Here is a 16807-nt window from a genome sequence, read left to right as displayed (position 1 = left end):
AACATTAAGCCACTTAATATTCATGTCGAGGCTGTTTGGTTACTTTAGGAGCATTGTGTAACTAAAAGGCGAAGTTTTGCAGGTTGGTAGGGTAATTATTACAATACCTATGCAATCTTTACATAATAGCAAATAAAAAGCGCGCCTTCAGGGGTGACTTTTTGAGGCAAAATTGTTTTAATCTGCTCAACAAAATGGTTGATTCACAAAAGCGAGATAATCATTTTTTTATGGGCGATTTATTCCACACTTTAGGAGAGTATTTATGAAAACTATTAAATTAACAGCAATTTCTGCTGCCGTTTTAGCATCAAGTGCTGCACTAGCTGCTGAGCCAGTGATCGTTGTTGATGACAATGATGCCGTTGTTTATGAAGCTGAGCCGGTAGCGGTTGCTTATGAAGCAGAGCCTGCTTCTTATGCATACGATGCGGACGCTGGTGTGGTAAGCAATACAACTGGCGCTATCGTTGGTGGTACTAAAGGTTTCTTTAGCAAAGTAGTGAACCCAGCCTCAGTTAGTGCTGAAGTTGGTACACTGGGTTATGGTGCTAACATCGGTTGGTCACTAAACGAGAAAACTGAACTACAAGCTGGTTGGGCTGGTGGCGATGTCGCTGATCTTTTTGGCGGTGACGTTGATGTAGATGACGTCAACTATGATGTTGATGCAGATTTTAGCAACCCATACCTAGGCGTGCAGTTACGTCCTGCTGGTAACTGGTTCACAATGGGCGCTGGTATCATCGTACCTGATAACGATATCGATGTGCGTGCAAGTGCTGAAGATGGTGTTTTCACGATTGATGATGAAGATTATCTTGTAGGTAACGGTGAAACTTTAGAAGGTTCACTAGAGCATCGTAATAAGTTAGCACCTTATGCTACTATTGGCTTCCGTCCTAACATCACTAATAACTTCGGTCTATTTGGTGAGCTAGGTGCAGCTTATATGGGTAAAACTGACGCTACAGTGCGTGCTACGAACCCTTTGAATGCTGTGGCTGTTGACGCTGCTGCTGCTGCTGAAACAGAGTTAGAAGATAAAGACTATCTTGAGTGGATGCCAATTGTCAAACTTGGTGCTACTTACCGCTTCTAAGCCAAGCCCAGTTTAAATACTGTCGTTAGAAGAAAAGTAAGAAAAAAAACGATCCTAAAAAGGATCGTTTTTTTTGTTTAAAGTAAAGAAAAAGCAATGTCTTAAAAGTCGTACAGTGATCACTTCTCTAAAAAATAACCACAGTTTGCTGAATGGGTAGGATAGCAACATGGTATTGCGAGCGATAGTCAGCCGTGACCCACAAAAGTGACGGGTCTCTAATAGCGTTCAGTAAATCAGCAATGAGGTATGAATAATCTACTCCTAAACCTTGTGCCAGTTTGTATTGATGAATTTTTATAAAGCTTTCTTTTATTTGCCAGAGTAGTTTAGTGATAATGTCACGTTGGCTGGTTGGCAATGACTGTATGACCCTAAGCTCATTGTCTGAGTAAAAACGCTGCGCCACATGCCATGCAACGTCGTTAGTCTCTATATCAATGCCTATAGGTCGATGACGGCTAATAGTGACAGCGACTTTACTATTTGAACGCGTATTCAACGACTGATTCAGGTTTGGATTAATCGCTTTTTTTTGGGTAGCACCTGTGTGACTAAAGCACACATAGTGTTTACTGTCGATAAGCTGATAGGGGAAGTCTGATTCATCCAGTGTATCGCGAAGCTCTAGATAATTTAAGAGCTGCTGTAGCAATAATCGCACCCCTTTACGCTGTATTTGGCGTTGTTGATGGGCCATCTCACGAGCCGATAAAATAACGCGTGGACTACAGTACTGCCAGTTAAGACCAACCATTTTATTAAAGTGTATAGTCGACGTATTAAAAACCAATAACCATGACGATTTTTCCCGTAAGGTATCAAAACTTAGACACAAAGGTTCGCTTACTTGCGCAGTGGCGCACCATGTCGTCGGGTTGAGCTGAGTGTATTGAAGATGGGTTAATTTTACCGTTGGCATCATTGATCGTGTCGAGTAGGGTGAGTTATCTTAGTTTAATAAACCGTAAAAAGCCCAGCAATCAATATTACTGGGCTTTTATCAATTAAACGACGCTTTATTAGTTATTGGTGGTTGCGTCAGTCTTAGTAAGACAACTCAGCACGGCGGTTTTGTGCATAAGCTTCTTCAGTGTTACCAGTAACTGCAGGGCGTTCTTCACCATAGCTGATGACACGGATATTGTTTACGGGCACACCTTGAGCAGCAAGATAGTCACGGGCGGCTTGGGCACGGCGCTCACCTAATGCCATGTTATATTCACGGCTACCGCGCTCATCAGTGTGACCTGCGATAACAACGCCAGCTGCTGGATTTGAGCTTAGCAGCGCTGCGTGTTGGTCCAAGACACTGGCTGCTTGTGCGGTAATCTCACTACTATCGAAAGCAAAATAGACAACCGCTTGTAAGTTCTCAGCGGTAGTGATAACAGCATTTGGGTTATCTACGATGACAGCGCCAGTGTAGTCAGCTTGGCCACTTGGAATACCGAGCGGGGCCACAACTACTTCAGAAGTAGAACGTTTGGTAGCACAGCCTGTGGTTAGGGCAACTGCGCTTGATAATATAGCAAGAACCGCGATCTTAGAAAAACTGGTTGACATGATGAGCTCCTAAAATTTTAATTAAATTTGTTTTTTTAAACTGCTTGCGATAAAACTTAGACATTTACTATCTATCATATACTAAGTGTTACTTTATGTAAGTAGTATTACTGTAAATAATTCTAGAATTTACAAACAGATATACAAAGCTTTGATCGCTGTCCACTACCAACGGTGTTTGCCCCAATTCTCAGGATTGGCCCAGTAATCTGCATTGAGCCAATTGGGTAATTGTTTATAATCATATAGGTTAAATTGCCAAAGTGTGGCGGACACTAGGGACGGCGTGTCTGATGAAGGTGATTGTTTTTGGTTCACACGATCAACGTCGAAAGACTGCTCGCTTAAGATATCAAATGGAGTAAATCCATAAGCCTTTAAGTCTATGGTGCTATCAAGTGCGATTAGCAGATGGGCGGAATAAAGATCGCGATAGCGCATGAATAGGGGAATGTATTGCTGTAGCAGCTCTGACGATAATGTGGGTAGCCAAAAGCAAGCAAGCTCATAACGATCCGGTGTTGGTTGCTGTATCAGCTCTGATAAAGTTAATGGCTGCAATGTCCCAGCGTCTGCTACCTTATCATCATCTTTACTCATGACATGGTCTTTGAGTTGTGATTTTAGGGCTAAGCGGGCATTATTGTCTTGCACCGCCCATAATAACTCAGTGCTTTCATCCTTCTGTTCAGGGGTAGTTGGTGTTTTTATCTGTGTGACTAGCGATGGCAGCAGAGCATCAATGTAATCTATAAGTAGGGGGAGCGTAATGTCTGAGCGACTGGCGGTGTGCTTTGTCATATAATAGGCCGTTTATCGAGTGGTGGTCATCGGTAAACCTATTAAATCATTTTCGTGATCATTATCCAATGGATGATTTACGCCAATTTTTTGGTTGATACCTTTTGTCAATTTTCTATGACTGTGGCCGTGACAACCGTATCTCTACCTTAATCACTATTCTGATATCCATACTGGCTTATCAATGTAATAATTTTAAGGTCTGTACTTGAAAATTGGCAGTTTAGGTCAATGTAACCATAAGTTTATGGGCTATAGGTTTATTGATAATCCATCGTCTTAAAAATTTGCTTAAAGTTTTGTTCATTGCCGTTAGCGCTAATGGCGCTCACCATACTACCCAACTGTTTATGTCATAAATAATAATAGGAATTTATATGTCTACTGCTGAAACCGATGCTCAAATTATTAATCCTGAAATGCCCGATGTACCGCCGCATGCCCCGCATAAAATTAACTTAAAAGATTATCAAAAGCCAAGTTTTGATGTGGTAACCGTTGATTTAGACATTAAGCTGTTTGAAGCGTATGCGCAGGTAGACAGTACGCTACAAATGGTACGCCAAGCAGCAGGAGATCTCGTGTTATTTGGCGAAGATTTAGAGCTGCTGGCCATTAGTATGAATGGCGACCAACTGGCTATTGGGGACTATCAGCAAGAAGCGGGTAAGCTCACGATAGTTAACGCACCTGACCAAGTGACGTTAGAGATTCAAGTACGCATCTGCCCGCAGACCAACACCGCACTTGAAGGTTTTTATATGGCGGGTAGTGGTGATGATACGATGTTTGTCACCCAGTGTGAGCCAGAAGGTTTTCGGAAGATTACTTTTTATCCAGACCGTCCTGATGTACTGGCCATATTTACCACGCGTCTTGAGGCGGATAAGCGCTATCCGACGCTATTGGCCAATGGTAACTTAGTCGAAGCCGGTGAAGTGGCGGACGAGCCAAGCCGTCATTATGCGATTTGGCATGATCCCACTAACAAGCCAAGTTATCTGTTTGCCTGTGTGGTCGCTGATTTAGATGTGTTGACAGACGTTTATACCACCAGCGAAGGTCGAGAGGTTGCGCTTGAGCTGTATGCAAAATCTGCCGATATTGATAAATGTAATGTCGGTATGCAAGCCTTAAAAGACGCCATGGAATGGGATGAGGTGAATTATGGCCGAGCCTATGATTTAGATCGCTATATGATCGTCGCGGTCAGCCAATTTAATATGGGCGCGATGGAGAACAAGGGGCTTAATATTTTTAATACCGCTTGCGTATTGTCGAGTCCAGAGACGACGACCGATGCGCGTAGTTTTAGCGTCAAAGCCATTATCGCTCATGAGTACTTTCACAACTGGACGGGTAACCGCATCACTTGTCGGGATTGGTTCCAGCTATGTTTAAAAGAAGGGTTTACGGTTTATCGTGACCAATCGTTTTCAGCGGATCAGCAGTCGAGTGCCGTACAGCGGATCGATGATGTTGCCACCTTGCGTGCCCATCAGTTTTCTGAGGATGCAGGGCCACTTGCGCATCCTGTGCGTCCTGAGAGTTTCGTTGAGATCAATAATTTTTATACGACGACGGTTTATGAGAAAGGCGCTGAAATCGTACGCATGATTGCCAATACCTTGGGGCCAGACGATTTTCGCAAGGGAACAGACGAGTACTTCCGCCGTTATGATGGGCAAGCTGTGACCGTTGAGGACTTTTTATCGGCGCTCAGTATCACTGATGATAAAATAGAGGAGTTCATCGATTGGTATCGCCAACCAGGCACACCAGTCGTCTCAGGTCACCAAGATTATGATGCTGCGGCGCAAACGTTAACCATTACATTGAGTCAGCAAACACGTCACGTGAGCGGTTTTGAGGCACCAAAACCCTTGCCAATTCCAGTAGCGACGGCGCTGTTTGACAAGGACTCTGGTGACATTGTGGCTGAACGTATGCTGCTGTTAGATCAAGCCACGCAAACCTTTGTTTTTGAAGGGGTAGCTAGCGACCCTGTGGTGTCATTGCTGCGTGACTTTAGCGCGCCTGTGCAACTGAATTATGATTATCAAGATGAAGATTTGGCATTTTTGCTAAAACATGAGACCAATGGTTTTAACCGCTGGCAAGTCACCCAAATGCTCGTTAATCGTATTTTGTTGCAAGGTCAAGGTACAAAGAGCAGCCCTGATATATATTTGCAAGCGTTGGCGCAAACATTACCCGTATTAGCAGCTGATGATGCGATGTTGGCTGCGCGCTTGCTTGATATTCCATCAGCACAGGAGCTGGCGTCTGCCATTCATAAAGACTACGATCCAGAGTTGATTAAAGCGAAGCGTGACAGCTTGTATCAACAAGTGGCAGATACGCTGCAAGATCAGTGGGCAGAGCTTTATAAACAATTGCCAATGCAACCTTATGACGATAGCGCTGACGCTCGCGGCACACGTGCCCTACGCAACGTCGTACTTGACATGGCGCTAACGGCTAACGTCAAGGGCGCAGTAGAGTGGGCCCAGCAGCAGTATAACAATGCCAGCTGTATGACCGAACGCTTTGGCGCATTGAAAGCCATGGTCAATCACCAAGTGGCAAATGCTAGTGAGTATCTGACGGACTTTTATACACGCTTTCAAGCGAATGACTTGGTCATTGACTTATGGTTTAGCGTGCAAGCGTCTGCTGATAATGTGAGTACTGAGGTTATCCAAGCATTGCTTGAGCATGAAGACTTTGATTGGAACACACCCAATCGCGTGCGTTCAGTCATTAGCGCCTTTAGTTCACAGCCTACGGTATTATGGACACAAGAAGGTCTGGATATTTATACCAGCGTGATTAAAAAGCTGGATGATGCCAATCCCGTATTGGCCTCACGCTTATTACAAGTGCTGGCACGATGGAACACATTGGCTGAGCCCCGTCGTCAAATGGCGCATGATAAGCTCGTGGATTTGCAAAAGCATGCTGCCTCTAAACACGTACTTGAAAGTTTAGATAGTGTACTAAAGGCGGCAAATGGTTAATGCCTAGAAGACTGATAGGTCAGTAGGCTCAAAAAAGCCCGTCCGACAGAGTGTCGGACGGGCTTTTTATGGAGTATCTGATGGCGCTAATTTATAGCCAATCTAGCTTAACGATTTGGCAATACGTCTTTGACCATATCACGTAGTTTGTGTAGCGCCGTGACAGTACTGTCCCAATCTAAGCAACCATCGGTGATGGATTTACCATACTCAAGCTGGCTTAAATCAGCCGTTAGCTTTTGATTGCCACCTTTTAGATGACTTTCAATCATCATGCCGATAATGGATTTATTACCGTTTTGGATTTGTTCTGCGACATTATTGATGACCATAGGTTGCAGATAAGGATCTTTACCTGAGTTGGCATGGCTCGAGTCAATCATGATTTTACTATTGGTTTTGCCTTTAGCTAGCTCGTTTTCAGCTTGTGCAACGGCTGTTTCATCATAGTTAGGTTTGCCGTTACCGCCGCGTAGTACCACGTGAGCGTAAGGGTTGCCTTTAGATTTGATGATAGAAACCTTGCCATCTGCTGACAGACCTAGGAAACTATGGCCTTCTTTGACTGCTTGCATGGCATTGACGGCTACTGTCATACCGCCATCGGTACCATTTTTAAAGCCAACTGGGCACGATAAGCCCGAACTCATTTCACGATGCGTTTGGCTCTCAGTGGTACGGGCGCCAATTGCTGACCAGCTAATCAAATCTTGCATGTATTGCGGGGTATTAGGGTCCAAGGCTTCGGTGGCACAAGGCAAGCCTTTTTCATTTAAATCAAGCAACAACTTACGAGCAGTACGCAGACCTTTTTCGATATCAAAGCTGTCATTCATATCAGGGTCATTAATCATACCCTTCCAGCCAACAGTCGTACGGGGCTTTTCAAAATAAACGCGCATCACGACAAAGACACTGTCTTCGATTTCTTTGGCTAATACGGCCAAACGATCGGCATATTCGTGGGCGGCTTTGATATCATGAATAGAACAAGGGCCAATGACTACAAACAGTCGCTTATCTTTACCATCCAAGATGTCCTGAATCGTGTTGCGACCTTTTAGAACCGTGTTATACGCTTTTTCTGATAAAGGCAGCTCGGTTTTTAGCTCAGCGGGAGTGATCAAAGGAATGAACTTTTCAATATTCACGTCGTCAATATCTGCATTATGGGTAACTGATGTTGTCATGGTTATATATCATCTAGCTGATTTATAGGAATATTCATTATGCGGACAAAAGTGTTGGTTGACAAGGGCAGTCGCGCAGTTAATTGACTGCTAACTGGAATATCGAAACCAAAACTTAGTTATAATTAAGAGCGTTAACGCATAAACGTAACGGCCTGATTGCGGTTTTTAGGCTGAAAATTTTGCTGACGGTAGTGGATTAACTTTAAAAAGGTAACCGTTCTGCTGATATGAATTTTAGAAGTCTCTGTCATGCTTGCGAACCGCTAGCGAGGAAGATTTATACTAGTAGAATACCATTCACGGATGTACCACTTTTATTCTGAACTGACTATACGATGACCTATCAGCCACCTTACATAGGTCAATGGTTAAAAAATCTATAGGTGGATTTAGCTATTTTTGCCATCGTCACGTATGATGACGACATAAACGTTATAATCTAAGTAACATAAATTTTGTACCCATTGTAATTTTGAATATTGAGAACTTGTCATGACCGATTCTGCTACCTTTGATGAACATACTGATTTAACCGGCGAGACAGCGACTTACCCTCAATTGCTCCAATCAAAAGATGCGCCGCTCGTCATCGGTATCGTCGCTGGTGAAGTGTCGGGTGACAGTTTGGGCGCGGACTTTATGCAGCAGATGAATAATCTACGTGATGACATTGTCTGGGTGGGTGTGGGCGGCACCAAGATGCAAGCGCAAGGACTGCAAAGTATTTTTCCGTTAGCGCGTCTGGCAGTGATGGGTTTGGTGGAAGTCATGGCGCAGCTGCCCGATTTGCTCAAAGCCCGCCGTGAGCTATTAACGGCGTTTGATGCGGCTGATATTGATTGGTTTATTGGTATTGATGCGCCCGATTTTAATCTGCGAGTGTCTAAGAAGCTAAAGCCTCAAGGCATATTTTGTGTGCAGTATGTCAGTCCCTCTATTTGGGCATGGCGTGAGTCACGTATTCATAATATTAAAGCGGCGACCAATCTGGTGTTGTGCTTGTTCCCGTTTGAGCTGTCAGTTTATGAGCGCCATAACCATCCAGCGATCTGTGTCGGCCATCCGCTACTTCGTACTATTGATCAAACCTTGTTAGACACGCCTATCAATCAGCGCCGTAGCGAGCTGGTCTGGCACAATGACGGCTTGCAGCAGTTTTTTATTGAACGGTTTGATGACGTCAGCCAGCTGATTTGTGTGATGCCAGGCTCACGGCGCGGCGAAATCACAGCGATTTTGCCATTGATGCTGGATGGTATCCAAAAGCTTATATTGTTAGATCCAAAGCTGTGTTTTATCATTCCTACCGTCGATCAAAACCATCAATATATCGTCCAAGATGTCATTGATCGGCGCTCAGAGCAGCTGCGTGCCGCTATCGCTGTGGTCTATGATGATAGTCAGCCAGCCTTTAGTCAGCAGGCGATGGCGGCCTCTGATGTTGTTATGCTGGCCTCTGGTACGGCAACGTTAGAAGCGATGTTACTTGAGCGACCGATGGTGGTGGTTTATCAGTTAAACCAAATGACCTATCAAATTGCGAAGCGCTTGGTAAAAGTGCCTTATGTTGCATTGCCCAATATTTTAGCTGACACAGCGATCGTTCCTGAACTTATTCAAGAACAGGCGAGTGGTGATAATATTTGCCGTACGGTCATGCGCCTAATGCAGCCCCGTGCCTACGCTGAGCAATTAAAAGACCTAGTAGCCACAAAGCAACTATTACAACAGCAAAGTAACCACGACCCTGCTCATAGCGTGATTGAGCAATGGTTTATTCAAGGTGGTCATAAAGCCTAATGTGCAATGGCGCATAATCTGTTCCGTTCTACTAATAAACACCCGTTCTATGAATAAAAAGACACCCCAACGCTATGAGTAATCCGCCCTTGATAGAAAATTGTATGACACCAATCGCCGTTAGTATTGAGCAAGTTGACATCAAAGGCCAATATGTCCAACTGGCAGCGCCCATCCACTTGTCGGGTCAACTGAATATCTCTGAGCTGCGCGCTCAGTATTTGGTCAATGCAGCAGAGAGCGGGGAGCAAACACCGCTACAGATTGGCGTTGATGAAGCAGGGCGCGGACCGCTATTAGGTAGTGTCAATGTGGCTGCTGCTATATTACCTGCGGCATGGTCAGGACTGATTGAGAGGCAGCCCCTCAAAAATACGCCATTATCTATACTGACGGACTCTAAGCAGTTGAGTGAAAAAAAGCGAGATGTTCTTTATCCCTTGGTTAAGCAGCACGCTATTGGCTGTGTCGTCGCTGAGATACCAGCTGCGGTGATTGATCAGGTCAATATACTGCAAGCGACGATGCTTGGCATGCGTTTATGTACGGAAGTGTTATTGGAGGAAATCGTCACGCATCTTATTACAGATAGGATTGAAACCAGTCATACAGCGTCTCAAATGAAACACCATGCTCAAATTCAGGTACTGTATGACGGCAATCGTTGCCCTGATTTAGATTATGCAATGCTTGATGAAATAGGCATAAAAAAATCGGCTATTGATTGCCAAGCTTGGGTGAAGGGTGACGCGCGTCATACCAGTATTGCAGCGGCCAGTATCTTGGCAAAAGTCAGTCGCGATAAAACCATGTATGCCCTTGATGCCGAGCACCCAGAATATGGCATTGCCAAACACAAAGGTTATCCGACACGGGCACACATGGAAGCCATTGGGACGTATGGCGTACTAACTGCGCACAGACGCAGTTTTGCGCCAGTAAGAAAGGCGCTTGAAAACTAACGTCAAATTGATGTTGGTTCTTTTTATCAATAGCCTAAGTAGCTACTTTAATTTTTAAAGCTGATACACCAGCTATCAATAGCACGGAATTTTTAATAATCTTATCCTCGTAGTTACAAGACTAAAACGACGAGTCTGGCTGCTGTAAGAAGGCTTCTTCTTCGTCAGTTGACTCGCGGTCCAACGTGTCATTACGATGAGGATAACGTCCAAACTGCTCGATAATATCTTTGTGACGGTGTTCAAAGTCCAGCGTTACAGCGTCTTGTAGCTGTTCAAACAGTGGCAGATACCGCTCATGAATCCACAGTGATTCTGAGTGCATAAACGGCATGATGATAAACTGGCGCCACTCCATCGGTAGTGTATCAAAATGCGGCTGTTGGACCGCTTCTTGTGCCAATACTACTGCCATATTGTCTTGCGCAAAGGCACACGCTTGACCGCGATGTAGGTTACGTGAAAACTGATCTAAGACAATGATTTCTGCCAAGCGCCCAGCCAAAGCGGTGATTGAGCTGTTACTGTCTTTTGAGACTTCTGTATTTCGCCAAGTCACGCACTCACCCTGTTTTGCGGCCTGCCAAATTGTGCCAAATTTATCATGTATCTGCTGATCAAATTGATCATTTTTGGCAAACCAATATGGTTCATTGTCTTTATCAAACCAAAAATCCAAGACCGCCCGAGCATCAGGATTCAGATGGTCTAAAGGAATATTTTTTGGATCAATTTGCGATAAATTTTCTTGACTGCTGGCGGTGGAATAATCAGTTGATAATGACATAACATATTCTAATTATGATGGATTTAGTCTACTATAGCGCAAATATTTATGTCTGTCATGACGCCGACAGCGACTATTAGGTAACCTATTATGAATCCAAAAAACTCAGTAAACACCACCCATTTATCATTGCCGGCAACGCCTTATTATCTACTGGATGAGGCGGCAATAGTCGCCAATATGCAGGTTATCGCCCGCCTGTGCGAGCTGTCAGGCGCTAAAGCCCTGCTGGCGCTCAAATGTTTTGCTACGTGGGGCGTGTTTGATGTTATGAGTCCCTTTTTGCATGGCACGACCTCCTCTTCATTAAATGAAGTACGTTTGGGTCATGAGACCTTTGGTAATAATACCAATAATAAAGGCGAAGAGCGTGGCCAAAATAAAAAAGAAACGCATGCGTATAGTGTGGCGTATAGCGCAGATGAAATTCCTGAAGTGCTGAGCTATGCCGATAAAATTATCTTTAACTCAATCTCGCAATTGCACGCTTTTAAAGATCAAGCTGCGGCGCAAAATATACCAATAGGTCTGCGACTGAACCCTAAAACCAGCAATTCGTCATTCATCATTGCTGATCCCGCCCGTCCTTTTAGCCGTCTGGGTGAGTACAACAAAGATAAGATTAAAGCGGTGCTTGGCGATATTACGGGTGTGATGATTCATAACAACTGCGAGAATGACAGCTTTGAGGCTTTTAGCAAGAGCTTGGCCGACATTGAAGACAGATTTGGTGATGTTTTGCAGCAGCTTGATTGGGTCAGTTTGGGCGGCGGTATTCACTTTATCGCTCCTGACTATCCGCTAGAGAAACTTGCTAAAAGATTAAAAGATTTTAGCGAAACCTATGGCGTGCAAGTCTACCTTGAACCGGGGGAGGCGAGTATCCATGGTGCGGGCTCACTGGTCACGACCGTGTTAGACACCATGCACAACGACAAGAACTTGGCTGTCGTTGATGCCTCTATTGAGGCGCACATGCTTGATTTATTAATTTATCGCGAGTCAGCCCCCATTGCTGCTATTAATGCCGAAGCGATGAGTATCTCACCTGTCGATATGAATAAGACAGCGGATGTATCAGACAATACAATCATCTATGGTCGCTCTTGTTTGGCAGGGGATATCTTTGGTGAATATACTTTACCCGCTAACTTGCAAATAGGCGATAAAATCGCGTTTGGCAATGCGGCAGGCTATACCATGGTTAAGAAAAACTGGTTTAATGGGGTCAACATGCCTGCAATTGTGATTCGGCGCCTAGATGGCAGCCTTGATATTCAGCGCGAATTTAATTATCAAGACTATAAAGCCAGTTTGTCTTAGTATTCAGGTTTCACGGTTTTTTACCTATTAAAAACAAAGGTTTAGGATCAATGAAGGGTGAATGTAATACAGGTGTTTTTTCTGCATTATTTTTTACCGATAAGGGAATAAAAATTGTTATAATCGCGTCGAGCAAATACGAGAGGGTTATTTGCTCGACGGGTGCGTGGGTTTTCCTCGGTCTTCCTTTTTAATTCACGCATATCATTCACTCGTTTCTGTTTTGCATAGCCGCAATCAATGGTATCGACAGGGACACAAAGGAGGATTGTTCATTGAACACAAACCAACAAATTAAGCCCAACAAAAAAGACGTACTGATCATCGGAGCAGGCGGTGTCGCTCAAGTAGTCGCGCATAAGTGTGCGATGCATAATGATGTGCTTGGCGAGATTCATATCGCCTCACGTACGCAAGACAAGTGCGATGCCATCGCTCAAAGTGTGAAAGAGAAAAATAGCTTCAAAGAGCCTGCCGTGTTGCACACGCATCAAGTTGATGCGATGGACACCGAAGCGCTAATAAATCTGATTCAAGACACAGGTGTTCAAATCGTCATTAATGTCGGTTCGGCATTTATCAATATGACAGTACTAGAAGCTTGTATCGAGACAGGCGCGGCGTATATTGATACCGCTATTCATGAAGATCCACGCAAGATTTGTGAGACGCCGCCATGGTATGGTAATTATGAATGGCAACGTCGCGATCGCTGTGCGGACAATAATGTCACGGCTATCTTAGGCGCAGGCTTCGATCCTGGTATGGTCAATGCGTATGCGCGTCTTGGCTATGACATGATGGATGCAGGCTCGGTGACCGACATTGACATCATCGATATTAATGCTGGCAGTCACGGGAAATATTTCGCCACCAATTTTGATCCTGAGATTAACTTCCGTGAATTTACCGGTACGGTTTACTCGTGGCAGGACAGCAAGTGGCAGTCTAATAAGATGTTTGAAGTCAAACGTACTGACGATTTGCCAGTGGTTGGTGTGCAAAACAGCTACCTAAGTGGTCATGATGAAGTGCATTCTTTGTCAGCTAATTTGGATGTGCCAAACATTCGTTTTTGGATGGGCTTTGGTGAGCACTATATCAATGTCTTTACCGTGCTACAAAACTTAGGGCTATTGTCTGAGCAGCCTGTGATGACCGCTGAAGGCCAAGAAGTGATTCCGTTAAAAGTCGTCAAAGCAGTACTACCAGACCCAAGCTCGCTGGCACCGAACTACACTGGCAAGACTTGCATTGGTGACAAGGTTAAAGGCAAGATTAATGGCGTTGAGACCGAGGTGTTTATCTATAATGTCTCCGACCATAAAGACGCTTATAATGAGGTTGGTAGCCAAGGTATCTCTTATACCGCAGGCGTGCCACCTGTCGCCGCTGCCATGCTCGTCGCGACTGGCGAGTGGGATGCGGGTAAGATGGTCAACGTCGAAGAGCTTGATGCCAAGCCCTTTATCAATCTGCTCAATAAGATTGGCTTGCCAACGCGTATCAAAGACAGCGAAGGTGATAGAGCACTTGAGTTTGATATTTAAGTAAAATTGTCTTAGGTATAAAAAAGCCTATCTGTTATGGATAGGCTTTTTTCTTGGCTGATAGTATTCGAATATCATCCCTCACTAGGATGATAATTTTTCAATGCGGCATGATTGTGTTTTTGCTACTATCTATCATCAGTCCAGTGAAGACTATTGTTATCGTAAACTTTTTGTCTATAAGGTCACCAGTTTCCCAGTAATAACACATATCACACTACAAACAATTAAAACGAGACTATCAAATGCAATTAGAAGTTAATGTCATCGATGCCTTTACTGACACTGTGTTTAAAGGCAACTCTGCTGCGGTTATTATCACAGATTATTGGTTAAGTGATGATTTAATGCAGTCTATTGCTTTTGAAAACAATCTGTCTGAAACTGCTTTTATCGTTGCTGATGATAAAGGAATCTATCACATTCGCTGGTTTTCACCCTCCACCGAGATTGCTTTTTGTGGTCATGCGACGTTGGCATCAGCCTTTGTTTTGTTTAAGAAGAACCCTACGGCGGCGTCTATCAAGTTTTCGGCCAAAGCGGTTGGTGTTTTGACAATCGTACAAACAGAGACTGGAAAGATCCAAATGGATTTCCCAAACAAGATGCCTGAAAAAGTTGATAGCATTCCTGATAGTCTATTATCTGGCCTTTCTGTTGCGCCTGTTGATATTTACAGAAATAATCAAGCGTACTTTGTCATTTATAACGCTGAGTCTGATGTGTTAAACGTCGTCCGGGATAATGAGAAGCTAAAAAAGCTGTTACCATTAAATGTGGTAGTGACTTGTCAAGCTGAATCGGATACTTATCATAAGTATGATTTTATATCGCGATATTTTTGGCCAGAGAATGGGGGCGGTGAAGATCCCGTAACTGGGTCGGTACATACTGGACTTGCACCGTTATGGGCCGAGCGTTTGGAGAAAAATGAGTTGGTTGCGTATCAAGCCTCAAGTCGAGGCGGGGTTCTAGACTGTGCGGTTGTAGGCGATAGAGTGTTTATTTCTGGCAACGCCGTACAGTATCTGACGGGTTTTATCACAGTTGAGGAGTAATCGGCTTTGTCTGAGTTAAAGACAGTTGGGCTTTTTGCACTGACGGCACTAGCAGAGATTGTCGGTTGTTATCTGCCTTATCTATGGCTACGAGAAGGTAAGTCTATATGGCTACTGATACCTGGCGCGCTTAGTTTGGCGGCATTTGTCTGGCTGCTGACATTGCATCCAACCGCGGTAGGCAGAGTGTATGCCGCTTATGGTGGGGTGTATGTCGTTATGGCAATTATTTGGTTATGGACGGTAAATGGTATTCGGCCAACCACCTGGGACATATTAGGCTCTGCGGTGGCACTGCTTGGCATGGCGATTATTATGTTCGCGCCGCGCAGTACCTAGTTTAAAAGATAAGTCTGGTTGATTCGTTCAATCAATACGCGTATTCATAAGTGCTTACTTACGGATACACGGCGATTTGCTATAATAAACAACAAGCCGATGAGTAGAGGCGGCCAACTCTTATTTAGCACAAAGATGCTTACTGTTCTGGTTGATTGATTATTATGCGTATCCGTAAACTGTTTAAGTTTGAAAATGCTCACATCGTTCGTAACTGTAGCTCTGAGCGCTGCAAACACTCTATCCATGGTCACAGCTATCAGATTGAGCTGATTCTAGAAGCCACCCGCTTAGATCATGGGCAGATGGTCTATGATTTTGGTCTGTTAAAATCTTCGATTAAAGACATTATTGATAGCTTTGATCATGCGATTTGTTTTTGGAACAAAGACGATCCTGAATATATTGCAGCTTGCAAAAAATTCAGTGCACGCTGGATAAGCTTACCCGTGTCACCATCAGCAGAGCAGTTTTCACGAGTGATATTCTTTTGGGCACAAGAAATTCTAAAACAAACCCAAATGCAAAACGGTGAGACAGACGTTAGCGTTTATTCGGTAATTGCACACGAAACCGCAACGGGTTATGCCCAGTGCTTTGCTGATGATGTTGCCAATGAGCAAATGGGCAAACTGACTTTAGAGGAATTTGCATTTAGCGAGCAAGTTTGTGCGGAGTGGCATGATCCTGAGCTATATGCCAAGTTGATTCGCGGTGAGCGTTTTGTGAACCCATCAGTGACCATGCAGGTGCAGCCAGATGCCTAACAACAGTTTAAAAGACGAAAGCAGCTTGCAAACACTGACACTGCATTCTGAAGACGATACGAAAGCCTTGGCTAGCCAGTTGGCCGCTTTGTCCTTGAGCGGTAGTGTCTGGCTGGCAGGAGATTTGGGTGCAGGTAAGACCACCCTGACGCGCTATTGGTTACAGGCGCTGGGACATAAAGATGCGGTAAAAAGTCCAACTTATACGTTGGTTGAGCCTTATAGTATTCTGCAAGAGGATGGTACAACCAAGCCCGTCTATCATGCTGATTTATATCGCCTGCAAGATCCAGAAGAGCTGTCTTTTATAGGGTTTGATGAGTATCTGGATGAGCCAAATGCACTGGTCATCATTGAATGGCCAAGTCGTGCAGTCAGTTATCTACCACCGCCGATTTTGTTTATTGATATGACTCAAGGTGATGACGAGAATGGTAAAGAAGCCCGTCAAATTACACTGCGACTATCGAAAGTAGGGCAAGCGCAAGGGCTAGATCTGTCAGCGCTCCATATTTAGTTTTTATCAAAAATAAGGCGCA

General features: G+C 44.3%; 15 protein-coding genes. 10 read left to right on the top strand and 5 right to left on the bottom strand.

All coding sequences use genetic code 11. The features are described 5' to 3' along the window. The first annotated feature begins 265 nt into the window (after positions 1 to 265). Positions 266 to 1102 carry a hypothetical protein gene (locus JFC06_RS01740; RefSeq protein WP_198333737.1) on the top strand — a complete coding sequence of 279 codons (837 nt, stop codon included), beginning with the start codon at positions 266 to 268 and terminating at the stop codon, positions 1100 to 1102. A 127-nt stretch (positions 1103 to 1229) separates the two neighbouring features. Here JFC06_RS01740 and JFC06_RS01735 read toward each other — a convergent pair whose 3' ends face one another. The 3 genes from JFC06_RS01735 to JFC06_RS01725 form a co-directional block, all read right to left on the bottom strand. Continuing rightward, entirely contained in the window at positions 1230 to 2024 is a 795-nt protein-coding gene (locus tag JFC06_RS01735; RefSeq protein ID WP_198333736.1) for a 4'-phosphopantetheinyl transferase family protein, read from the bottom strand. Positions 2025 to 2149: 125 nt separating this feature from the next. After that, the gene (gene pal / locus JFC06_RS01730; RefSeq protein WP_198333735.1) at positions 2150 to 2668 is read right to left on the bottom strand and encodes a peptidoglycan-associated lipoprotein Pal; all 519 of its coding nucleotides are present in this window, start codon (positions 2666 to 2668) and stop codon (positions 2150 to 2152) included. A gap of 165 nt (positions 2669 to 2833) precedes the next feature. Then, positions 2834 to 3469 (bottom strand): DUF6231 family protein, encoded by a 636-nt coding sequence (locus JFC06_RS01725; protein WP_198333734.1) that lies wholly within the window; start codon positions 3467 to 3469, stop codon positions 2834 to 2836. A 419-nt stretch (positions 3470 to 3888) separates the two neighbouring features. Here JFC06_RS01725 and pepN point away from each other — a divergent pair, with 419 nt between their 5' ends. After that, positions 3889 to 6489, top strand: coding sequence for an aminopeptidase N (pepN, locus tag JFC06_RS01720; protein ID WP_265088200.1), 2601 nt, complete (start codon positions 3889 to 3891; stop codon positions 6487 to 6489). Between the two features lie 107 nt (positions 6490 to 6596). Here pepN and JFC06_RS01715 read toward each other — a convergent pair whose 3' ends face one another. Then, positions 6597 to 7679: a 3-deoxy-7-phosphoheptulonate synthase gene (locus JFC06_RS01715; RefSeq protein WP_193006943.1), complete on the bottom strand. Its 1083-nt coding sequence runs from the start codon at positions 7677 to 7679 to the stop codon at positions 6597 to 6599. Positions 7680 to 8174: 495 nt separating this feature from the next. Between JFC06_RS01715 and lpxB the strand changes: the two genes are divergently transcribed. Together lpxB and JFC06_RS01705 are read left to right on the top strand one after the other, a co-directional pair. Next, entirely contained in the window at positions 8175 to 9482 is a 1308-nt protein-coding gene (lpxB, locus tag JFC06_RS01710; RefSeq protein WP_198333732.1) for a lipid-A-disaccharide synthase, read from the top strand. A gap of 74 nt (positions 9483 to 9556) precedes the next feature. Further along, a complete protein-coding gene (locus JFC06_RS01705) occupies positions 9557 to 10444 on the top strand; it encodes a ribonuclease HII (protein ID WP_198333731.1) in 888 nt (295 codons plus the stop codon). 121 nt (positions 10445 to 10565) lie between these two features. On the opposite strand, the gene JFC06_RS01700 is transcribed toward JFC06_RS01705, so the two are convergent. Next, complete coding sequence (locus JFC06_RS01700; RefSeq protein ID WP_198333730.1) at positions 10566 to 11231, bottom strand: DUF924 family protein; 666 nt, start codon at positions 11229 to 11231, stop codon at positions 10566 to 10568. 90 nt (positions 11232 to 11321) lie between these two features. Here JFC06_RS01700 and JFC06_RS01695 point away from each other — a divergent pair, with 90 nt between their 5' ends. The 6 genes from JFC06_RS01695 (at position 11322) to tsaE (ending at position 16785) form a co-directional block, all read left to right on the top strand. After that, positions 11322 to 12554 (top strand): carboxynorspermidine decarboxylase, encoded by a 1233-nt coding sequence (locus JFC06_RS01695; RefSeq protein WP_198333729.1) that lies wholly within the window; start codon positions 11322 to 11324, stop codon positions 12552 to 12554. A gap of 275 nt (positions 12555 to 12829) precedes the next feature. Next, positions 12830 to 14104: a saccharopine dehydrogenase family protein gene (locus JFC06_RS01690; protein WP_198333728.1), complete on the top strand. Its 1275-nt coding sequence runs from the start codon at positions 12830 to 12832 to the stop codon at positions 14102 to 14104. A gap of 245 nt (positions 14105 to 14349) precedes the next feature. Then, on the top strand, positions 14350 to 15162 hold the full coding sequence (locus JFC06_RS01685; RefSeq protein ID WP_198333727.1) for a PhzF family phenazine biosynthesis protein: 813 nt from the start codon (positions 14350 to 14352) through the stop codon (positions 15160 to 15162). Positions 15163 to 15168: 6 nt separating this feature from the next. After that, entirely contained in the window at positions 15169 to 15501 is a 333-nt protein-coding gene (locus JFC06_RS01680) for a YnfA family protein (protein ID WP_198333726.1), read from the top strand. A gap of 164 nt (positions 15502 to 15665) precedes the next feature. Beyond that, complete coding sequence (locus tag JFC06_RS01675; protein WP_198333725.1) at positions 15666 to 16268, top strand: 6-pyruvoyl trahydropterin synthase family protein; 603 nt, start codon at positions 15666 to 15668, stop codon at positions 16266 to 16268. Continuing rightward, positions 16261 to 16785 (top strand): tRNA (adenosine(37)-N6)-threonylcarbamoyltransferase complex ATPase subunit type 1 TsaE, encoded by a 525-nt coding sequence (tsaE, locus tag JFC06_RS01670; protein WP_198333724.1) that lies wholly within the window; start codon positions 16261 to 16263, stop codon positions 16783 to 16785. Before JFC06_RS01675 ends, tsaE begins: the two co-directional genes overlap by 8 nt. Positions 16786 to 16807 lie beyond the last annotated feature (22 nt).

The sequence above is a fragment of the Psychrobacter namhaensis genome (assembly GCF_016107545.1).
Lineage (GTDB): Bacteria > Pseudomonadota > Gammaproteobacteria > Pseudomonadales > Moraxellaceae > Psychrobacter > Psychrobacter namhaensis.
Note: the sequence above shows the minus strand (reverse complement) of the source record. Positions and strands in the feature narration are given on the sequence as shown.

Coding starts and splice junctions, on each gene's coding strand:
- JFC06_RS01700 (WP_198333730.1), bottom strand. CDS start 11,231: ATGTCATTATCAACTGATTATTCCACCGCCAGCAGTCAAGAAAATTTA.
- pal (WP_198333735.1), bottom strand. CDS start 2,668: ATGTCAACCAGTTTTTCTAAGATCGCGGTTCTTGCTATATTATCAAGC.
- tsaE (WP_198333724.1), top strand. CDS start 16,261: ATGCCTAACAACAGTTTAAAAGACGAAAGCAGCTTGCAAACACTGACA.
- JFC06_RS01675 (WP_198333725.1), top strand. CDS start 15,666: ATGCGTATCCGTAAACTGTTTAAGTTTGAAAATGCTCACATCGTTCGT.
- pepN (WP_265088200.1), top strand. CDS start 3,889: ATGCCCGATGTACCGCCGCATGCCCCGCATAAAATTAACTTAAAAGAT.
- JFC06_RS01705 (WP_198333731.1), top strand. CDS start 9,557: ATGAGTAATCCGCCCTTGATAGAAAATTGTATGACACCAATCGCCGTT.
- JFC06_RS01695 (WP_198333729.1), top strand. CDS start 11,322: ATGAATCCAAAAAACTCAGTAAACACCACCCATTTATCATTGCCGGCA.
- JFC06_RS01685 (WP_198333727.1), top strand. CDS start 14,350: ATGCAATTAGAAGTTAATGTCATCGATGCCTTTACTGACACTGTGTTT.
- JFC06_RS01715 (WP_193006943.1), bottom strand. CDS start 7,679: ATGACAACATCAGTTACCCATAATGCAGATATTGACGACGTGAATATT.
- JFC06_RS01740 (WP_198333737.1), top strand. CDS start 266: ATGAAAACTATTAAATTAACAGCAATTTCTGCTGCCGTTTTAGCATCA.
- JFC06_RS01725 (WP_198333734.1), bottom strand. CDS start 3,469: ATGACAAAGCACACCGCCAGTCGCTCAGACATTACGCTCCCCCTACTT.
- lpxB (WP_198333732.1), top strand. CDS start 8,175: ATGACCGATTCTGCTACCTTTGATGAACATACTGATTTAACCGGCGAG.
- JFC06_RS01735 (WP_198333736.1), bottom strand. CDS start 2,024: ATGCCAACGGTAAAATTAACCCATCTTCAATACACTCAGCTCAACCCG.